Origin of the sequence: Jannaschia faecimaris, from assembly GCF_900107415.1 — a bacterium.
Taxonomy (GTDB): Bacteria; Pseudomonadota; Alphaproteobacteria; order Rhodobacterales; family Rhodobacteraceae; genus Jannaschia; species Jannaschia faecimaris.
This window is the reverse complement of the sequence record NZ_FNPX01000004.1, coordinates 245,094-262,077: the sequence shown is the minus strand read 5'-3', so window position 1 is coordinate 262,077 and position 16,984 is coordinate 245,094. Positions and strand designations below refer to the sequence as shown.

Here is a 16,984-nt window from a genome sequence, read left to right as displayed (position 1 = left end):
GATGGATTTTGGAGACGAGTTCAAAGGCAAGCGCGTCGTAATCACCGGGGCTGCCGGGATAATGGGGCGCGCGTTGGTCCACCATTTCAGGCAAGCGGGCGCAGAGGTCTGCTCAACCGACACCGCGACCGATGGCCTGTCCGATTTCGCCGTGGCCGCCGACCTGACCTCGGACGCCGGATTGCAGCACCTGATGGACGCGGTGAAAGATAAATGGGGCGCGCCCGACGTGGTCGTGAACAATGCCGCGCTCTATCCGTCATCCTTTCTGCTGGACATGGAGATCGCCGACTGGGATCGGATCATGGGCGTCAACGTCCGCGCGCCCTTCGTGTTGATGCGGGGCTTCGCGCTCCAGATGATCGCGGCAGGGGTGCGGGGCAATTTCGTCAATATCTCTTCCGGGGCGGCGCGCAAGATGCGGCGCACGGCGGTGACCTACTGCATGTCCAAGACCGCGCTGGACCGAATGACCAAGGGCTTCGCGCTGGAATTGGCGGAATACGGCATCCGGGCGAACTGCCTGGAGCCGGGCTTCGCCTCCGGCAGTGCCGTCAGCACCCTGACCCAGGAACACATCGACCGGGTGATGGCCGCCATCCCGCTTGGAACGGAAACCGGGGCCGAGGATGTCGGGCAAGCGGCGCTGTACCTCGCATCATCGGCGGCAAAGAACATCACCGGGACATCCTTGGCCGTCGACGGCGGCAATTCGGCGGGAACCATGGACGTCTACCAAGCGAAGAAGAGCGCGTTGTGATCTGGGATCCCCAAGCCTACCCTTGGCCCAAGGGCCTTACCGCCGCCGCATGCTTCAGCGTCGATGTCGATGCGACGTCCCCCCATCTCTGGCAGCACCGCAGAGGGCTGCCCCAAGCCCTCGCCGCGTTGGAGCACCGGAGCTATGGCATGCGAGCGGGCCTGGCACGGATGGTCGCGATGCTGGACCGGATCGGCGTCCGAGGGAGCTTCTTCGTGCCTGCCGTTGTTGCCGAGGAAAACCCCGACCTCTTGCCGGGCTTGATAGAGCGCGGCCACGAGATCGGCCTGCATGGCTATTTTCACGAGTTGGTCAGCGATGTCTCCGACCACCGTTTCACCGAGGCGTTGGAGGCGGCGATAGCCCTCTTCGTTGAACAGACGGGCATGACGCCCTCCGGCTTCCGCTCCCCGGCGTGGGAGATGACGCCCCACATGCTGCGCGAGTTGGACCGCCATGACCTCTGGGATTCCAGCCTGATGGGCCACGACGTGCCCTATACCATCAACGGCGTCACGCAGATCCCGGTCCGGTGGGACAACGATGATGCCATCTTCTTCAAGTTTCTTGGTGCCGGCGACAAATCCCCCCGCCCCGATCGCGAAGTCGCCGAACAATGGCGCACCGACGCCGACGCGCAAATCCGCGATGGCGGGTTGTTCATGCTGACCGTGCACGACTGGATTTCGGGACGGGCCGCAAGGGTCGAAATGCTGGAGCATCTGCTGCGGCCGCTGGTCGACAGCCCGAAAGTCTGGGTCGCCACCTGCGGAGAGTTGGCGGAGCACCATCGTGGCCTTGGCTCCGGCTTGGATGTGACGCTGGACCCGATCACGCCCGTCGATGAAAGGGAGCACCCACATGGATGAGCGCAGCCATGCCAAGCCGTCACTAACCCCGCCCGTGTCACACCAGACTTGGGCAGTGAGCAAACCACAGGTCGAAAGCCACGGTGGCATCGTCGCCGCACAGCACCACGAAGCGGCGCAGATCGGGGCAGATGTTCTGGCGGCTGGCGGGAATGCGATGGACGCCGCCGTAACGACCGCATTGGCCCTTTCGGTGGTGGAACCCTGGCTGTCGGGTCTGGGCGGTGGCGGCTTTCTGCTGCATGCCAGCGCGGACGGCACGGTCGAAGCGCTGGACTTCAACCTGCGCGCACCTTTGGCCGCCGATCCCGCGGATTTTCCCCTGGTCGGGGGCGCTGGCGGTGACTGGTTCAACTGGCCGTCGGTGCAGGACGATCGCAACCTGATCGGGCCCATGTCGATCTGCGTGCCCGGCGCGGTCGCCGGATTGGCTGAGGCGCTGGAGAAACACGGCACACTGCCCTGGGCAGACGCGCTCGCCCCCGCGATTGGCCTGGCGGAGCGTGGGATGCGTGTCGATTGGTTCGCAGAGCTGGCCTTCGCCATCGACGCGCCCGGCCTGTCGCGCGATGCGGATGCGGCCGCACTGTTCCTCGACCCAAGGGTCCGCACGCCCGATCCAACCGACCCGACCGCCCGGTTGCTGCCGATGCCGTTGAAAGCCACGATGCTGCGCCGCTTGGCACAGAATGGTGCGCGCGACTTCTACGAGGGCGAGACCGCCGCAACGCTCGTCGCCGACCTTCAGGCCAAGGGATCAAAACTCGCGGCCGATGATTTTTCCCGCTACCGTCCAACATGGAACAGGCCCGCCAGCGGCCATTACCGCGACCGGATCGTTCATACGATTCCTGGTTTGTCCGGCGGGCCCAGCCTTCTGGACACGCTAATGCGACTGACCGGGCAGGATATGGCCGGAGCTTCGGACGCGGACTTCGCCGCACACCATGCGAACGCCATCCGCGCCACCTACCAGGCGCGCCTCAAGACGATGGGCCACGCGGCGGCGGGGCGCGATTGCACCAGCCACCTTTCGGTGATCGACAGGCAGGGCAACATGGTCTCGCTAACGAACACGCTGTTGTCGCGCTTCGGCTCGAAGGTCGTGGCTCCCAGTCTGGGCCTGACGATGAACAACGGGATGATGTGGTTCGACCCCCGTCCCGATCAACCCAATTCCATTGCCCCCGGTGCCGTGCCGCTGGCGAACATGGCACCCGTGATCACCACCCGAGACGGCACCCCAGACATTGCCGTCGGGGCCGCAGGTGGCCGGCAGATCTTCCCGGCAATCGTGCAGCTTCTGTCGCAGATCATCGACCACGGGGCCTCACCCGAGCAGGCGCTTCACGCGCCGCGCATCGATGCAAGCGCGCCAACGGTTCTGGTCAATCGGGTCGCATCACCCGACACCGCCAGCGCGATTGCCGCCAACCACCCCGTTCAGATCACGGAGGACAGCCTTTATCCCGTGCAGTTCGCCATTCCCTCGCTTGTGCAGGCGGGGCGGGGCGGCATGCCAAACTGCGGGGCGGTACACCCCAACAATCCCTGGACCAAGGCCGTCTCTGAATGACCCTGCTCTCGATCGAGGATTTGGCCATCGATGCCGGTCCGCTGTCGCTCGTCGATGGAGTAACGCTGGATGTGGCACCGGGCGAGGTGGTGGCCCTGGTTGGTGAAAGCGGGTCGGGTAAATCCCTGACCGCGCTTGCCGTCATGGGCCTTCTGGGTGAGGGCCTGACGGTGGGGCGGGGTCGGGTCGTGTTCGATGACACCGACCTGACTGCCTTGCCGGACTCCGAGTTGCGCAACCTGCGCGGGGCGGACCTTGCGATGATCTTTCAGGAGCCGGTATCGTCGCTGAACCCGCTGGTGCCCGTTGGTGCGCAGGTCGCCGAGAGCCTGTTCGTTCACGACCGCGCCAGCCCCGTCGAGGCCATGAAACAGGCCATCGACATGCTGCGCCGCGTGGGCATTCCCGAACCCGCGCGCCGGGCGATGCAGTTGCCGACGGAACTCTCGGGCGGCATGTGCCAGCGTGTCATGATCGCCGCCGCGCTCATCTCCAAGCCCCGTCTGTTGATCGCGGACGAACCGACGACCGCGCTCGATGTGACCATTCAAGCGCAAATCCTGGCCCTGATGCGCGATCTGGCGGCCGAGGTTGGCACCGCGATCCTGCTGATCACCCATGACATGGGCGTCGTTGCCGAATTGGCGGATCGCGTCTGCGTCATGTACGGTGGGCGCGTGGTCGAACAGGCCCCCGTCGATCCGCTGTTCGCGAGTCCGCGTCACCCTTATACCCGAATGCTGCTGCGCACGATTCCGCGTTTGGATGAGCCCCCCAAGGGCGAATTGTTCGCCATCAAGGGCAACGTGCCCAGCCCGCGCGACTGGCCCGAGGGATGCCGCTTCCGGACCCGCTGCGACCGCGCCACCGATGCCTGCACCGCGCGCCCTATACTGACCGATGGTCCCCATCGCATCGCCTGTTTCCACCCGGTTGAGGGCATGGAATGACCCTGCTGCGTATCGAGGACCTCAAGGTACACTTCCCAGTCCGCACCGGTCGCTTCGGCGGCGGCAAGGGTCTAGTGAAGGCCGTAGACGGGGTTTCCCTGACCGTGAACGTCAATGAAACCGTGGCCGTCGTGGGCGAGAGCGGCTGCGGCAAATCCACGACCGGAAACGCGGTGCTTGGTCTGGCCCCGATCACTGCGGGCCGCATCACATTCGACGATCGCGACATCGCCACCCTGTCCGAAGCGGAGCGCCGCCACGTCTGGCGCGAGATGCAGGTGGTGTTCCAGGACCCGGTCAGCGCCCTTAACCCGCGTCGCACCATAGCGCAGTCAATCGGCGAGCCGCTGGTCATCCATCGCCACCCCAAGGATCAGATCGCCGCCCGCGTGGACGAGTTGATGGACCTGGTCGGCCTGAACCCGGATCAACGCGACCGACGCCCCGGTGCCCTGTCCGGCGGGCAACGGCAGCGCGTTGTCATCGCCCGCGCGCTGGCGCTCAACCCGCGCCTGATCATCTGTGATGAACCCGTCAGCGCGCTCGACGTGTCGATCCAGAGCCAGATCCTCAACCTGCTGATGCGCCTTCAAAGGGAGTTGGGGCTCAGCTATCTCTTCATCGCCCACGACTTGAGCGTGGTGCGCCATATCGCCGACCGGGTCGCCGTCATGTACCTCGGCGTCGTTGTGGAGGAAGGCCCGGCATCGGAGGTCTTCGCCAACCCCATGCACCCCTATACGGAAGCATTGCTATCGGCGATCCCCTTGCCCGATCCTAAGCTGCGTGACACGCGCAAGCGGATCGTGCTGGAAGGCGACATGCCCAGCCCTCTTGACCCGCCGACGGGCTGCCCTTTCGTCACCCGGTGCCCGATCGCAGAGGCCGCCTGCGGCACAGCCCGGCCCGACTTGGCGGAGTTTGCACCCGGCCACATGGTCCGTTGCCCTCCGCGTCTCAGGTCACGCGACTGACGGCGCGGTACTCGGGCGCATCCCAACGGCGGTTGTCGAGCACATTCTGCAGGATATCGACCGCAGCCAAGACGTCGCCTTCGTCCAGATAAAGCGGCGTGAACCCGAAACGCATCACGTTCGGCGCGCGAAAGTCACCGATGACCCCCCGCGCAATCAGGGCCTGCATGGCGGCGTAGCCGTGATCGAACCCAAAGCTGACCTGTGAGCCGCGCACCGATCCGTCACGCGGGGACAAAAGGATCAATTGCGGGCACCGCGCCTCGACCTCGGCGATGAAACGCTCCGACAGCCGAAGGGAGGCTTGGCTCACCTCGGCCATGGTGATCCCGTCCCATGCAGTCATCGCCTGCTCCAGCGCCGCCAGTTGCAGCACAGGCGGCGTGCCGACGCGCATCCGCTCGACACTGGGGGCTGGGGTATAGCTGGGATCGAAGGCGAACGGTGCCGCATGTCCCAGCCATCCCGAAAGCGCAGGCGTCGCCGTCTGGGCTAGGTCCGGGCGGACATAGATAAAGGCCGGCGCACCGGGTCCGCCGTTCAGATATTTGTAAGTGCAGCCAACTGCGAATTCGCAATTGGATGCCGCGACGTCGACCTCAACCGCGCCCGCGGAATGAGCCAGATCCCAGACCATCACGGCCCCGGCCGCGTGGGCCAGCCCGGTGATCGCCCCCATGTCGTGCATCCGGCCCGTGCGGTAATCCACTTCGGTCAACATGACGACGGCGATCTCGTCATTGATCGCATCCGCCACGTCTTCCGGGTCTGCGACGCGCAACTCGAACCCCGCGTTCTTCAGCGCCACCAGTCCTTCGGCCATGTACAGATCGGACGGGAAGTTTCCGCTGTCCGACAGGATAACCCGGCGATCGGGGCGCATCTCCAGACCTGCGGCCAGTGCCTGAAACACCTTGATCGAGAGCGTGTCGCCCATCACCACCGATCCGTCCTGTGCCCCGATCAGCCGACCGACCATGTTGCCGACGCGCGCGGGCTGATCCATCCAGTCGCAGACGTTCCAGCCCTTGATCAGCTGTTGACCCCATTCATCCGCGATCACCTTCTGCACCGCCGCGCCGACGCCCTTGGGCAGCGGGCCAAGCGAGTTACCGTCAAGGTAGATCATCCCCTCGGGCAGGTCGAAACGGTCTTTCACGGGCAGGGTCATGCGGGTCTCCGGGTGCGATTTATGCCGGATATATCGCGGACCGCACGGGCGCGCACGTCGGAAAGGTCAGACTTTCAGGTCGCCCGCCCCTGTATCGATGTGCGGGGCCCAGAAGGCGACGGACTCGGCGATCTGGGGGATCACCTCCCGGTCGTTCGGCTCCCGCTCCTTGAAGGAAAGTTCAAGGCAGATTTCGTTGTCCACCGCCCCGCCCTCGGCAAAGGCCGCGAGCAGGGGAGCTGGCTGTATCCGTCCGTTCGCGTTGAAGTCGGCGGTAAAAGGTCGGTGCCCACCCTTGTCCATCAGGCTTTGCTTGATGTGGATGATCGGGCTGACGCGCGGCACGGCGCGTGCCCAGGCATAAGGGTCGAAATCGTCGGGGTTCGCGCTGGTGACGTCGCCGTGGTCGATATCCGCCATCATCCACATCGGGATGGCCGTATCGGTCGCGGTCAGCCGATCCTGAAGGTCGATGCAGGATTGGATCGTCTCGCCGAATTCTCGACCGACGCTCATCGGTTCCCAGAATACGTAGTCAAGCCCGGCCCCCTTGGCATGCTCCGCCACTTCGGCCCAGCAATCGATCGCGGTGCGGATCAGATCCTCACGCCGCGCCGCATCGTCGAAATCGCGATAGGTGAAAATTGCGAATTGCGTGCCGATGGACGTACCGCCGAGGTCCCCGATGATATCCGCGAAAGTCTTGAACCAGTTGACGTAATGCCGTCGCACGTCCCGGTCGGGATGGCCGAAGTGATTGAGCCGGCCATAGGGCCCCGTCATGCCGGATGTCACCCGAACGCCGGTTCGGTTCAGCGCCCGCGCCATATCGCGGGTCAGGCGGCGGATGGTCGATGCCTCCCACGACGGGTTGATGAACTCGTGCGTCAATTGCAGGTCGCGAATGCGCAGGTCGCGTGCCACCGTTTCGATCAAGTCGTTCGGCTCCGCAAAGCGATTGACCAGTGGATTGGTGTTCAGTGAAAGCGTCAGACCCATCTCAGGCAACCTTGGCCAGCGTGTCGTCGTACCAAGCGGCGAAGGCGGCCTGCTCGGCCTTGCTCAGGTGCAGCCGGTGCTTGGTGCGCCGCCAGAGGATATCCTCTGCCGTCTGCGCCCATTCATGCGCGCTCAAATACCGCGCTTCCGCCTCGAACAGCGTCCCGCCGAAATGCCGCCCCAGACCGTCCAGCGATTTCGCATCGCCCACGATCATCGCCGTACGCGCGCCATATAGCCGCCCGTAATGTTCGCGCAGGTCGCGGGACATCCACGGATAATCGGTCTTCAACTGGTCGCGGAACGCATCGTAGTCGGCCTTGGGGATATCACCACCCGGCAGCGCAGCCTTGTGGGTCCAGTCGCGGCCCATATCCGGAAAGAGATGCTTGAGCTTGTGAATGCCCCGCTCGGCAAGTTCCCGAAACGTCGTGATCTTGCCACCAAAGACATTGAGGATCGGTGCACCGCCCGTCTCGTCCAGGTCGAAAACATAGTCGCGGGTCACGGCCGAAGGGTTCCCCTGACCATCATCGAACAGCGCGCGCACCCCCGAGAAGGTCTGCACCACGTCCTCCGGGCGCAGCTTTTCCTTGAAGTAGCGATTCACGGCATCCAGCAGGTATTCCACTTCCGACGGATCGGCCTCGACGTCCTCCGCGCGCCCTTCCCAGGCGATATCGGTGGTGCCGATCAGGGCCTTGTCACCTTCGTAGCTGTTTACGAAGATCACGCGCTTATCGTGGTTCTGCAGCAGGTAGCACTGCGGCCCGCTCCAGAACTTGGGCACGATGATGTGGCTACCCTTGACCAATCTGACGTTGCGGCTGGAATTGGCCCCCGCGACCCGCTGAATCACGTCGCTGACCCAAGGGCCGGCGGCGTTGACGATAACGCGGGCGCGAAACTCCCGCGTCTCTCCGGTACGACTGTTTGTGGTCGTGACGGCCCAGGCCCCGTCTTCCCGCCGGGCCGAAGTGCAGGCCGTGCGCGTCAGGACCGTCGCGCCCCGCTCGGCCGCATCGACCGCGTTCAACGTGACCAGCCGCGCATCGTCCACCCAGCAGTCTGAATATTCGAACCCTTTCCGATACTTGTCGAGGAGCGGCGCACCTTCAGGGTCGCGCCGCAGGTCCAGCGTGCGCGTCCCCGGCAGCTTTTTTCGCCCGCCGAGGTTGTCATAAAGGAAAAGCCCCAGCCGGACGAGCCATGCGGGTCGGTCCAACGGCGAATGGGGCAGCACGAAGCGCAGCGGCCAGATGATGTGCGGGGCGGCGCTCATCAGGACTTCCCGCTCGATCAGCGCCTCTCGCACCAGCCGAAACTCGTAGTACTCCAGGTATCGCAGTCCCCCATGAACCAATTTGCCCGAGCGCGAAGACGTGCCCTCGGCCAGGTCGTCCTTCTCGCACAGAACAACAGAAAGCCCCCGGCCTGCCGCATCACGCGCGATGCCCGCGCCGTTGATGCCCCCTCCGATGACGAAAAGGTCCACGGTGTCGGTCATGTCAGTCTCCCTCGGCGGGTTGATGCGCATGGGCCAACGCGGCCCAAAGCGGGTCCGCCGCAGTGCGCGCGGCGATGTAGGTGGGGAACAGGCGGCGGTATGTGGCGGCAAGTTGCGGATCGGGGGCCTCGGGCGCGCCCAACAGCGGCGTGACCCAGTCCGCGACGCAGGCGTCCATGTCGGCGTAGGCACCGATGGCGACCGCGGCCATCATGGCGCACCCCGCCGCCCCCGCCTCGTCCCGCCGCGAGACGCGGACCGGGGCCTCGACCGCCGCAGAGAGAATTTTGCGCAAAGCGTCGGACCGGGCGGCCCCGCCGGTCAACCGCAGTTCTTCCGGCATCGCCCCCATCGCGGCGTAACAGTCGCGCGCGGCCAGACCCAAGCCCTCGATAACGCCGCGCATCAGGTCGGGAAAGCGGTGGTGGGCAGACAGGCCCTGAAAGCTGGCGCGCGCGCGCGCGTCGATGAAGGGACCGCGTTCGCCCGCGGCGGATACATAGGGATGGTAGAGCACCTGCCCCGGCTTTGCCCGAGCAACCCAGTCGTCGATCCGGGCGACAAGATCGGCCCGGCTGACCGTTTGGCCGCAGTCGGCCATCAGGTCCGCCGCAACCGCCAGCAGCCAATCGATATTCAACGTAGCCGCCATGTTCGATTGCATCTGCGTGACGACGCCCGGCACCGGAAGGCACATGACGTATCCGGTGTTCGCGTCGTTCAGATGGACATCCCCGGCCCTGACGGCGCGCAGGTGAACGCCAGTCGATCCCAGCACCGAGCAGGCAGCGCCTGCATCGCCGGTGTGTACGCCCGCGCCCAGTGCCGTCATCACCATATCGACATAGCCCAGCGAGACCGGCGTTCCCGCGCGCAGACCCGTGGCGAGTGCCGCCTCGGGCGAGAGCGGATGAGTCACTTGCGATCCGTCGATAATCTCGGGCAGCAATCCGCGTCGGTGTTCCAACCCGAGCGCCGCAAGAACATCGTCGTCATAGGCCCGCGACCGGAAGTTCCCGAAGGTAAAGCTCGCCTCCGACGGGTCGGTCGCGCGTACCCCCGTCAGGCACAGGTAGAGCCAATCCTTGCAATGCAGCGCCACCTCTGCCCGGTCCAGCAGCGCGGGATCCGTCGCATCCATATGCGCCATCTGCGCACCCTGCTGACAGGTATTGAGGCCGGTGCCCGTCGCCTCGAACCGGGTCCGTTCGAGCGGGCTGCCGGTCAATCGGTACACAGCGGGGGCTGCACGTGCATCGAGCCAGATCCAGGCATCACCAACCGGCGCGTCGCCTGCCCCGACCAGCCAAGTGCCATCGCCCTGCGCTGTTACCGACAGCGCCGCGCATCGCCCAGCCAGATCTTGAACCTTCTCCCCAAGGCCCCGCACCGCCGCCGCGCAGTCCGCCCAAGTGCGACCCATATCCTGCGTCGCCGACCCGTCCTCCCCGGTGACATAGGTGTTCGGCACAGATGCGCTCGCCAACTGTCGGCCCGCGAGGGTAAAGGCCACCGCCTTCACGACGGAAGTACCTGCATCGATGCCCACGATCAAATCAGCTTGTGCCATCGACATCTCCGATCAGGCTCTGTGCCGTGCGCTCGTCGGCAATCAAACCGCTGAGCAATCCACTCTGAAGAACGGCGCGGATGGCGGCGACCTTGGTTTCTCCCCCCGCGATGGCCACGATCCGACGCTCCCGCAGATGCGCAAGGTCGGGCGACAGGGTCCGGGCGGTCAGGCCGGTTTCGACCGACTGCCCTGCCGCGTCGAAGAAATGGCCCAACAATTCGCCCTGCCCGCCTCGCGCCATGACCTCGGTCACTTCGGCGGCTTCCACCAGACGCGAGGCAATGATCTGCGCGTCAGGCTGAACGGTGCCGATCCCGGCAATCATCAGTCGCGCTCCCAATCCCATTGCCACAACATCCCCGACACCGCGCTGACCCAAAAAGACATCGCGGTCTGCCGTCGAATTGGCGAAAAATGGCACCGGCAGGACATAGGCCTCGGCCCCGGTCCGCTCCGTGAGGCGATGCATCACATCGTGTGGGTTCGCCGCGTAGGTCCGGGTCAGCCCGCCCAACAGCGATACAAAGCGCAGGCGCGCAGCATCCATCTGCGGCAAGGCCGAGACGACAGCGCCCAAGGTGCGCCCGTGACCCACCCCGATCGTCGCCTCGGGCTGGGATCGCATCTCTTCCTCCAGAAACTGCGCACCCGCTTGGCCCAAGGCGCGAAGCGGCAGGCCCGTCTCATGCAAATCGGGAACGACACGACATTCAGTCAGGCCGAAACGCTGCGCCAGCGCCTGCTCCGCCTCCAGACAGGACAGGATGTCTCCCTCCACGGTGACGCGGATGGCACCGATGCGATTGGCGTGTGCCACAAGCCGGTGCGCCTTGACACCCGAGATGCCCAGCCGCGTCGCGACCTGCGCCTGCGTCATGCCACCGACGTGGTGCATCCAAGCGGCACGGACGGCCAGGCTGTCTTCGGATTCGCGTGGATGCATGGGCATCGGCTCCGGCTGCGAAATTAAATTCAATGATAGAAATAACATGCGATCCTGTATCATTTGTCAAACAAATCACACCACCGCAAGAAATTCACATACGTGACATCGACCGAATCGCGGCCCAGCCCGCCTCAACTTGCAGTCAAAATGAAGAACCGAAACTGGAAGAAAGATTCCTTTGGTTCCCCTCGCAGGTGCAGAAAAAAGACCTTTAAACCAATATAAATTGCAGTCCGGCATCGCGATGGCGCGTTTCGGCACTGCAGCATCGACTCGCAGAAATCCTCAGCGGAGCCGCGACCACGCCCTACCCATCCGAAAGATGGGATTGACAGACTGCGATATATCACATCATCGTAACAAATAACCTCACACTTATCGCACGAACACATTGACGCATTACCAAATCACCGAGCGAGAGGCCCACTGATGACGACCGAGACGATCCCCCCCGCAGGTCCGCCCGCTTGGCGCAAATACGGCATGCCGGTCGCCGCAATCATTTTGATAGGAGCGATGGTTCTGGATACGAGGATCGTCGTCATGGGGTCAGCCGAAGACGTTCAGGAAGACGTGTTCAACCCCGACCGCTTCGGTGCGGAAATGTTCCCAGGTGTACGTGATTACATTGTGACCAATGCCGTAGATGCCGCGACGCTGGCCCCGGCGGTAATGGCGGACAAGGCAGCGGCGGCCGAGGAATTCGGAACGCCCGGAAGCGTGGGGGCCGTGATGCCCGTCACCGTAACCGGCGTAGCGGGTGACGTGCGCTCCGGAATCTACACGCTCGCCGTCGCCGGTATCCCAGAAGAAATTACAGTTCGCGTACAAACCGGGCCCGCAATCAACGGCACCGAATTGCGCGACGTCACCGGCGAGATCGTCTTCGGCCAGTTCACCAACCAGATCGAGTACCAGGACGCGGGCGCGGCCCTGAACAATCAGATGAAAGTCGATGTGCTGGCCGACGTGGACACTGCGACGCTGGGCGGGAAGACGATAACCGTCACCGGCGCTTTCCGCCTGATCAACCCCAAAAACTGGTTGATCACGCCGGTCACGCTGGAGGTGAAATGACCCGGCACAGCCCAATCCACGCTGATGACACCGTCGTCCTGTCCGCGTTGAACGTGGCCAAGTCCTACGGCAACGTACAGGCGCTGAAAGGGGTGAACTTCGACGTCCACAAGGGCAGCGTGACAACGCTTTTTGGCGAGAATGGCGCGGGCAAGTCGACGTTGATGAAGATCTTGTCGGGCGTGATCCAGCCCACCTCGGGCGACATCATCCTGGATGGTCAGCCTGTGCATTTCTCCCGCGCGTCCGACGCGACGGCGCGGGGGATTTCGATAATCCATCAGGAACTCAGCCTGGCCCCCAACATGAACGTGCGCGACAACATCTTCATGGGGCGAGAGATCATGGGGGCGACCGGCGTGGATTACGCCGAGGAAGCCCGCCAGACCGCCGCCCTGATGGCCGAGCTGGAGGAGGAGATCGACCCGCTGACCCCCGTAGAAGATCTGCGCCTGGGTCAGCAGCAGTTGGTCGAGATCGCCCGCGCCTTGTCGGTCAAGTCACGCATCCTGATCATGGACGAGCCGACTTCGGCCCTTTCGGCCAGCGAAGTGGAGGTCCTGTTCAAAGTCATCCGCGACCTCAAGGCGCGCGGCGTCTCCATCGTTTACATCTCTCACCACCTGGAGGAGGCGTTGCAGATCACCGACCACGCCGTCGTCCTGCGCGACGGAGAGATGACAGCGCGAGCCCCGCGCGCCGAGATTGACCTTGAATGGATCGTGCGGTCGATGGTGGGCGACAATTTCGACCTTGGCACCCCGCCCACCGGTTATGACCTGGGCGCGCCCGCCCTGACGATCCGCGACCTGACTTTGCCCGACACGGGCCACACCCTGCGCAACGTCGTCGATGGCGTGTCGCTGGAGGTTCGCGCGGGCGAGATTGTCTGCATCTACGGGCTCATGGGGGCGGGTCGGACAGAAATGCTAGAGACCGCGGCAGGGCGGCTGACCCCGACCAGCGGCAGCGTGATGCTCGACGGGCAGGACATGATCGGCCTGACCATCGCCCAGCGTATCGACCGCGGATTGGTCCTTGTCCCCGAAGACCGGCAGCGCGATGGCTTGGTCCAGACGATGAGCGTGGGGCAGAACCTGTCGCTCGCCTCCATCGGGGCGTTCACGCGCGGGCTGTTCACCTCCAAGAGCGATGAAAAAGAATTGATCGACCGCTCGATCCGCGAAGTCACCGTCAAGACCGACGGAGGCGACGCGCCCATCGGCTCGCTGTCGGGCGGCAATCAGCAGAAAGTCGTCATCGGCAAGATGCTGGCCACGAACCCGCGTGTTGTCATGTTGGACGAACCGTCGCGTGGCATCGACATCGGGGCCAAGGCCGAGGTATTCAGCCTGCTGGCCAAAGGGGCGCGGGACAAGGGCCTCGCCGTGCTTTTCTCCACATCAGAGGTCAACGAATGTCTTTCGATCGCCCACCGCATCATCGTCATGCGGCGCGGTCGGATATCGGCCGAATTCGACCACACCGTCACCAAAGAGCAGATCATGGCCGCCTCGGGTGAGGCGGCGGACTGACATGAACCCCATGCTCTCGAACATCAGGACCGTGAAATGACCGACAGCACCAGCGATACCGCCGCCCCCAAGGCCGGACCGTTCGGCGGGGATTTCAGTCTCGTGAAAGTCCTTCTTGAAGGTCGGGCGTTCTTCGCCCTGATCGCGATTATCGTGGTCTTCTCGATCCTGTCCCCGGTCTATCTGTCCAAGGGCAACTTCCTGATCATGTCCAGCCACGTGGCCATCTTCGGACTTCTCGGTATCGGCATGATGCTGGTGATTCTGACGGGGGGCATCGACTTGTCCGTCGGCTCGACGCTGGCGCTGGCCGGGGTTTGCGCGGGCTTCATGATGCAGGGCATCCCGCTGGAATGGTTTGGCATCATTGTCTACCCGCCGGTCTGGGTCGTGGTTATCCTGACCTGCCTTGTCGGAGCCTTCGTGGGCCTGATCAACGGTGTGCTGATCGCCTACTTCAAGGTACCCGCCTTCGTTGCGACGCTGGGCCTGCTCTACGTTGCGCGGGGCGTGGCGCTGCTGCTGACGAACGGTTTGACGCTGAACGATCTGGCGGGCGACGAGGCCCTAGGCAACACGGGGTTTGAATGGCTGGGGTTCAACCGTTTGTTCACCGTGCCCGTATCAGTCTGGGTCATGATCGCGGTGGCCATCGTCGCGTCGCTGATGCTGAATCGTTCGGCGCTTGGTCGCTGGATCTATTCCACGGGGGGCAATGCGCGCGCCGCGGAATTATCGGGCGTACCGGTCAAGTATGTTACCGTCATCGTCTATGTCCTGTCCGGCGTCTGCGCGGCCATCGCGGGCCTCGTCCTGTCGTCGCAGCTGACATCCGCCGGCCCCACCGCAGGTACCACGTACGAGTTGACGGCCATTGCGGCAGTCGTCATCGGCGGCGCGGCCCTGACCGGCGGGCGCGGCGGTGTGCGCGGCACGCTGCTGGGGGCCTTCGTGATCGGCTTTCTGTCCGACGGCCTCGTGATCATCGGGGTGTCGTCCTATTGGCAAACCGTATTCACCGGCGGAGTCATCGTCCTCGCCGTGCTGCTGAATTCCGTTCAATATTCGGGGCGGCGCAAAGCCCCCGCCCCGACCAAGTCTACGCCCAAGGCCACCAAGGCCTGAGCGCAGAAAACCGTCGGGCAACCGGCATGACAACCAAAAGGGAGAGACCAAAATGTTTACCAGAAGACAGACGCTTCGGATGGGCACCGCATTGGCCGCGACGGCCGCGCTCGGCACGCCCGCACTCGCACAGGACAAGGGCCTGATCTCGATCATCGTGACCGACCCGTCCAACCCCTACTGGTTCACCGAAGGCCAGGTCGCCAAGGCCACCGCCGAAGAGCTGGGCTATACGGCCAACGTCTCCGACCACAAGGGTGACACCAACACCGAAAGTCGCCTGATCGACACCGCGATCACCAACCAGTCCAAGGCGATCATCCTTGACCCGGCGAACGCCGATGGCTCGGTCGGCGCGATCCAGAAGGCCGTGGACGCGGGCATCCCCGTGTTCCTGGTCAACGCCGAGATCAACCAGGCAGGTCTCGCCATCGGCCAGCTGGTGTCGAATAACGCCCAAGGGGCCGCCCTTGGCGCGCAGGCCTGGGTCGAAGCGGTCGGCGACACCGCCAAGTACGTGGAGTTCTTTGGCAACCCCGCCGACAACAACGCCGCCACCCGCTCCAACGGTTACGAGACCGTCCTGTCGCAGTACCCGGATCTGGAGAAGGTAGCCGAGGAAGTGGCGAACTGGGACCGCACCCAAGGCTACACCAAGATGCAGTCGATCATTCAGGCACAGCCCGTGATCGACGCCGTCATCTCGGGCAACGACGAAATGGCCCTGGGTGCCATTGCTGCGCTGAAAGAGGCGGGCAAGCTGGAAGGTACGATCGTCGGCGGCTTCGACGGATCACCTGACGCGGTTGATGCGATCAAGGCCGGCGAGATGGCCTACACCGTGCTTCAGCCGGTCGCCGTCTTCTCGGCCGCGGCGGTACAACAAGCCGATCACTACATCCAGAACGGCACGCCGATGGTCGATACCGAGAAGCAGCTGTTCGACTGCCTGCTGATCACGCCGGACAACGTGGGCGACTACTCAGCGCCCTTCGTTCTGGGCTAAGTCGCCCAGACGCGATATCGGATCGGGCGCGCCTTGTGCCCGATCCACACCAGACCGTCCGGATGCCGCCCTGATGAATGACACCCCCGAACCAGCCGCCCTGACAGCCCTACTGTCCGAGAAGGTGCCCAGCGACAGCCGTCAGGCCCGTCAGCTAATCCGTCGGCAGGAGATCGCGGAAGTGGTCATGTCCGAAGGCTCCATGCGGATCGAGGATCTTGTCGATCGTTTCGGCATCAGCCTGATGACAGCACACCGGGATCTGGACGACCTGGTCGACCGCGGCGTCCTGCGCAAATCGCGCGGAATAGTGACCACCGCCCCCACCTCCCTGGTTGAGGCGAGCGATAGCTATCGCAAGGTGCATCAGGCCAACGAAAAAGCGGCCATCGCAACCGCGGCGATGCGGTTCGTGGAACCGGGGCACTCGATATTTCTCGACGATTCCACCTCCGTGATGCAGATGACCCCCCTGCTGGCGCAGAAGACGCCCCTGACGGTCATCACGAACTCCTTGCTAATGATGAATGAGCTCAAGAGGGTGCGCGACATCACCATTCTGGGGCTGGGCGGGCAATTTCACGCGTGGTGCAACGCCTTCATGGGCCGCATGACCACGAACGAAGTTGGCCGGTTGCGCGCTGACACGCTGTTCATGTCGATGGCTGCCGTCACTGACGATACGGCCTTTCACCAATCGCCTGAGATGGTCGAAACCAAGCGTGCCATGTTCGACGCAGCAGGAAAGCGCATCCTGCTGGCGGATCACACGAAGTTCGGTCGTCGAGCCCTCTACGCAATGCGGGCCCTGTCCGATTTCGACGCAGTCATCACCGACGAGGCCACGCCCACCGCCGAGGTAGCGCGGATGCGCGACAAGGGGATCAATGTCATCGTCGCCCCCAGCCTGATCTGA

The 16,984-nt window shown here is 64.1% G+C and carries 15 protein-coding genes; 10 read left to right on the top strand and 5 right to left on the bottom strand.

Going from position 1 to position 16,984, the window contains the following annotated elements:
* Nucleotide 1 precedes the first annotated feature (1 nt).
* The 5 genes from BLV27_RS07115 to BLV27_RS07095 are packed head-to-tail and all read left to right on the top strand — an operon-like array spanning nucleotide 2 to nucleotide 5,129.
* On the top strand, nucleotides 2–760 hold the full coding sequence (locus BLV27_RS07115) for an SDR family NAD(P)-dependent oxidoreductase (protein WP_092644317.1): 759 nt from the start codon (nucleotides 2–4) through the stop codon (nucleotides 758–760).
* Nucleotides 757–1,629, top strand: coding sequence for a polysaccharide deacetylase family protein (locus tag BLV27_RS07110; RefSeq protein ID WP_092644316.1), 873 nt, complete (start codon nucleotides 757–759; stop codon nucleotides 1,627–1,629). Before BLV27_RS07115 ends, BLV27_RS07110 begins: the two co-directional genes overlap by 4 nt.
* Entirely contained in the window at nucleotides 1,622–3,205 is a 1,584-nt protein-coding gene (locus tag BLV27_RS07105) for a gamma-glutamyltransferase family protein (RefSeq protein ID WP_092644315.1), read from the top strand. The genes BLV27_RS07110 and BLV27_RS07105 overlap by 8 nt, the downstream gene beginning before the upstream one ends.
* Nucleotides 3,202–4,155 carry an ABC transporter ATP-binding protein gene (locus BLV27_RS07100; protein WP_092644313.1) on the top strand — a complete coding sequence of 318 codons (954 nt, stop codon included), beginning with the start codon at nucleotides 3,202–3,204 and terminating at the stop codon, nucleotides 4,153–4,155. Before BLV27_RS07105 ends, BLV27_RS07100 begins: the two co-directional genes overlap by 4 nt.
* Nucleotides 4,152–5,129, top strand: coding sequence for an ABC transporter ATP-binding protein (locus BLV27_RS07095; RefSeq protein WP_092644311.1), 978 nt, complete (start codon nucleotides 4,152–4,154; stop codon nucleotides 5,127–5,129). The genes BLV27_RS07100 and BLV27_RS07095 overlap by 4 nt, the downstream gene beginning before the upstream one ends.
* On the opposite strand, the gene kynU is transcribed toward BLV27_RS07095, so the two are convergent.
* The 5 genes from kynU to BLV27_RS07070 form a co-directional block, all read right to left on the bottom strand.
* A complete protein-coding gene (kynU, locus tag BLV27_RS07090) occupies nucleotides 5,113–6,300 on the bottom strand; it encodes a kynureninase (protein ID WP_170831379.1) in 1,188 nt (395 codons plus the stop codon). The two genes, BLV27_RS07095 and kynU, sit on opposite strands and share 17 nt — an antisense overlap.
* 66 nt (nucleotides 6,301–6,366) lie before the next feature.
* On the bottom strand, nucleotides 6,367–7,299 hold the full coding sequence (locus tag BLV27_RS07085) for a TIM barrel protein (RefSeq protein ID WP_092644309.1): 933 nt from the start codon (nucleotides 7,297–7,299) through the stop codon (nucleotides 6,367–6,369).
* A 1-nt stretch (nucleotide 7,300) separates the two neighbouring features.
* Nucleotides 7,301–8,806, bottom strand: coding sequence for a glycerol-3-phosphate dehydrogenase (locus tag BLV27_RS07080; protein WP_092644307.1), 1,506 nt, complete (start codon nucleotides 8,804–8,806; stop codon nucleotides 7,301–7,303).
* A gap of 1 nt (nucleotide 8,807) precedes the next feature.
* Nucleotides 8,808–10,376, bottom strand: a complete 1,569-nt coding sequence (locus BLV27_RS07075) for an FGGY-family carbohydrate kinase (RefSeq protein ID WP_092644305.1) — start codon at nucleotides 10,374–10,376, stop codon at nucleotides 8,808–8,810.
* Nucleotides 10,363–11,322 (bottom strand): sugar-binding transcriptional regulator, encoded by a 960-nt coding sequence (locus tag BLV27_RS07070; RefSeq protein WP_092644303.1) that lies wholly within the window; start codon nucleotides 11,320–11,322, stop codon nucleotides 10,363–10,365. Before BLV27_RS07070 ends, BLV27_RS07075 begins: the two co-directional genes overlap by 14 nt.
* A gap of 432 nt (nucleotides 11,323–11,754) precedes the next feature.
* Between BLV27_RS07070 and BLV27_RS07065 the strand changes: the two genes are divergently transcribed.
* The 5 genes from BLV27_RS07065 (at nucleotide 11,755) to BLV27_RS07045 (ending at nucleotide 16,984) form a co-directional block, all read left to right on the top strand.
* Complete coding sequence (locus tag BLV27_RS07065) at nucleotides 11,755–12,402, top strand: DUF2291 family protein (protein WP_092644301.1); 648 nt, start codon at nucleotides 11,755–11,757, stop codon at nucleotides 12,400–12,402.
* Nucleotides 12,399–13,937, top strand: coding sequence for a sugar ABC transporter ATP-binding protein (locus tag BLV27_RS07060; RefSeq protein WP_092644299.1), 1,539 nt, complete (start codon nucleotides 12,399–12,401; stop codon nucleotides 13,935–13,937). The genes BLV27_RS07065 and BLV27_RS07060 overlap by 4 nt, the downstream gene beginning before the upstream one ends.
* A gap of 36 nt (nucleotides 13,938–13,973) precedes the next feature.
* Entirely contained in the window at nucleotides 13,974–15,062 is a 1,089-nt protein-coding gene (locus BLV27_RS07055) for an ABC transporter permease (protein WP_092644297.1), read from the top strand.
* Nucleotides 15,063–15,114: 52 nt separating this feature from the next.
* Nucleotides 15,115–16,068 (top strand): D-ribose ABC transporter substrate-binding protein, encoded by a 954-nt coding sequence (locus tag BLV27_RS07050; protein WP_092644295.1) that lies wholly within the window; start codon nucleotides 15,115–15,117, stop codon nucleotides 16,066–16,068.
* A gap of 73 nt (nucleotides 16,069–16,141) precedes the next feature.
* Nucleotides 16,142–16,984 carry a DeoR/GlpR family DNA-binding transcription regulator gene (locus BLV27_RS07045; RefSeq protein ID WP_092644293.1) on the top strand — a complete coding sequence of 281 codons (843 nt, stop codon included), beginning with the start codon at nucleotides 16,142–16,144 and terminating at the stop codon, nucleotides 16,982–16,984.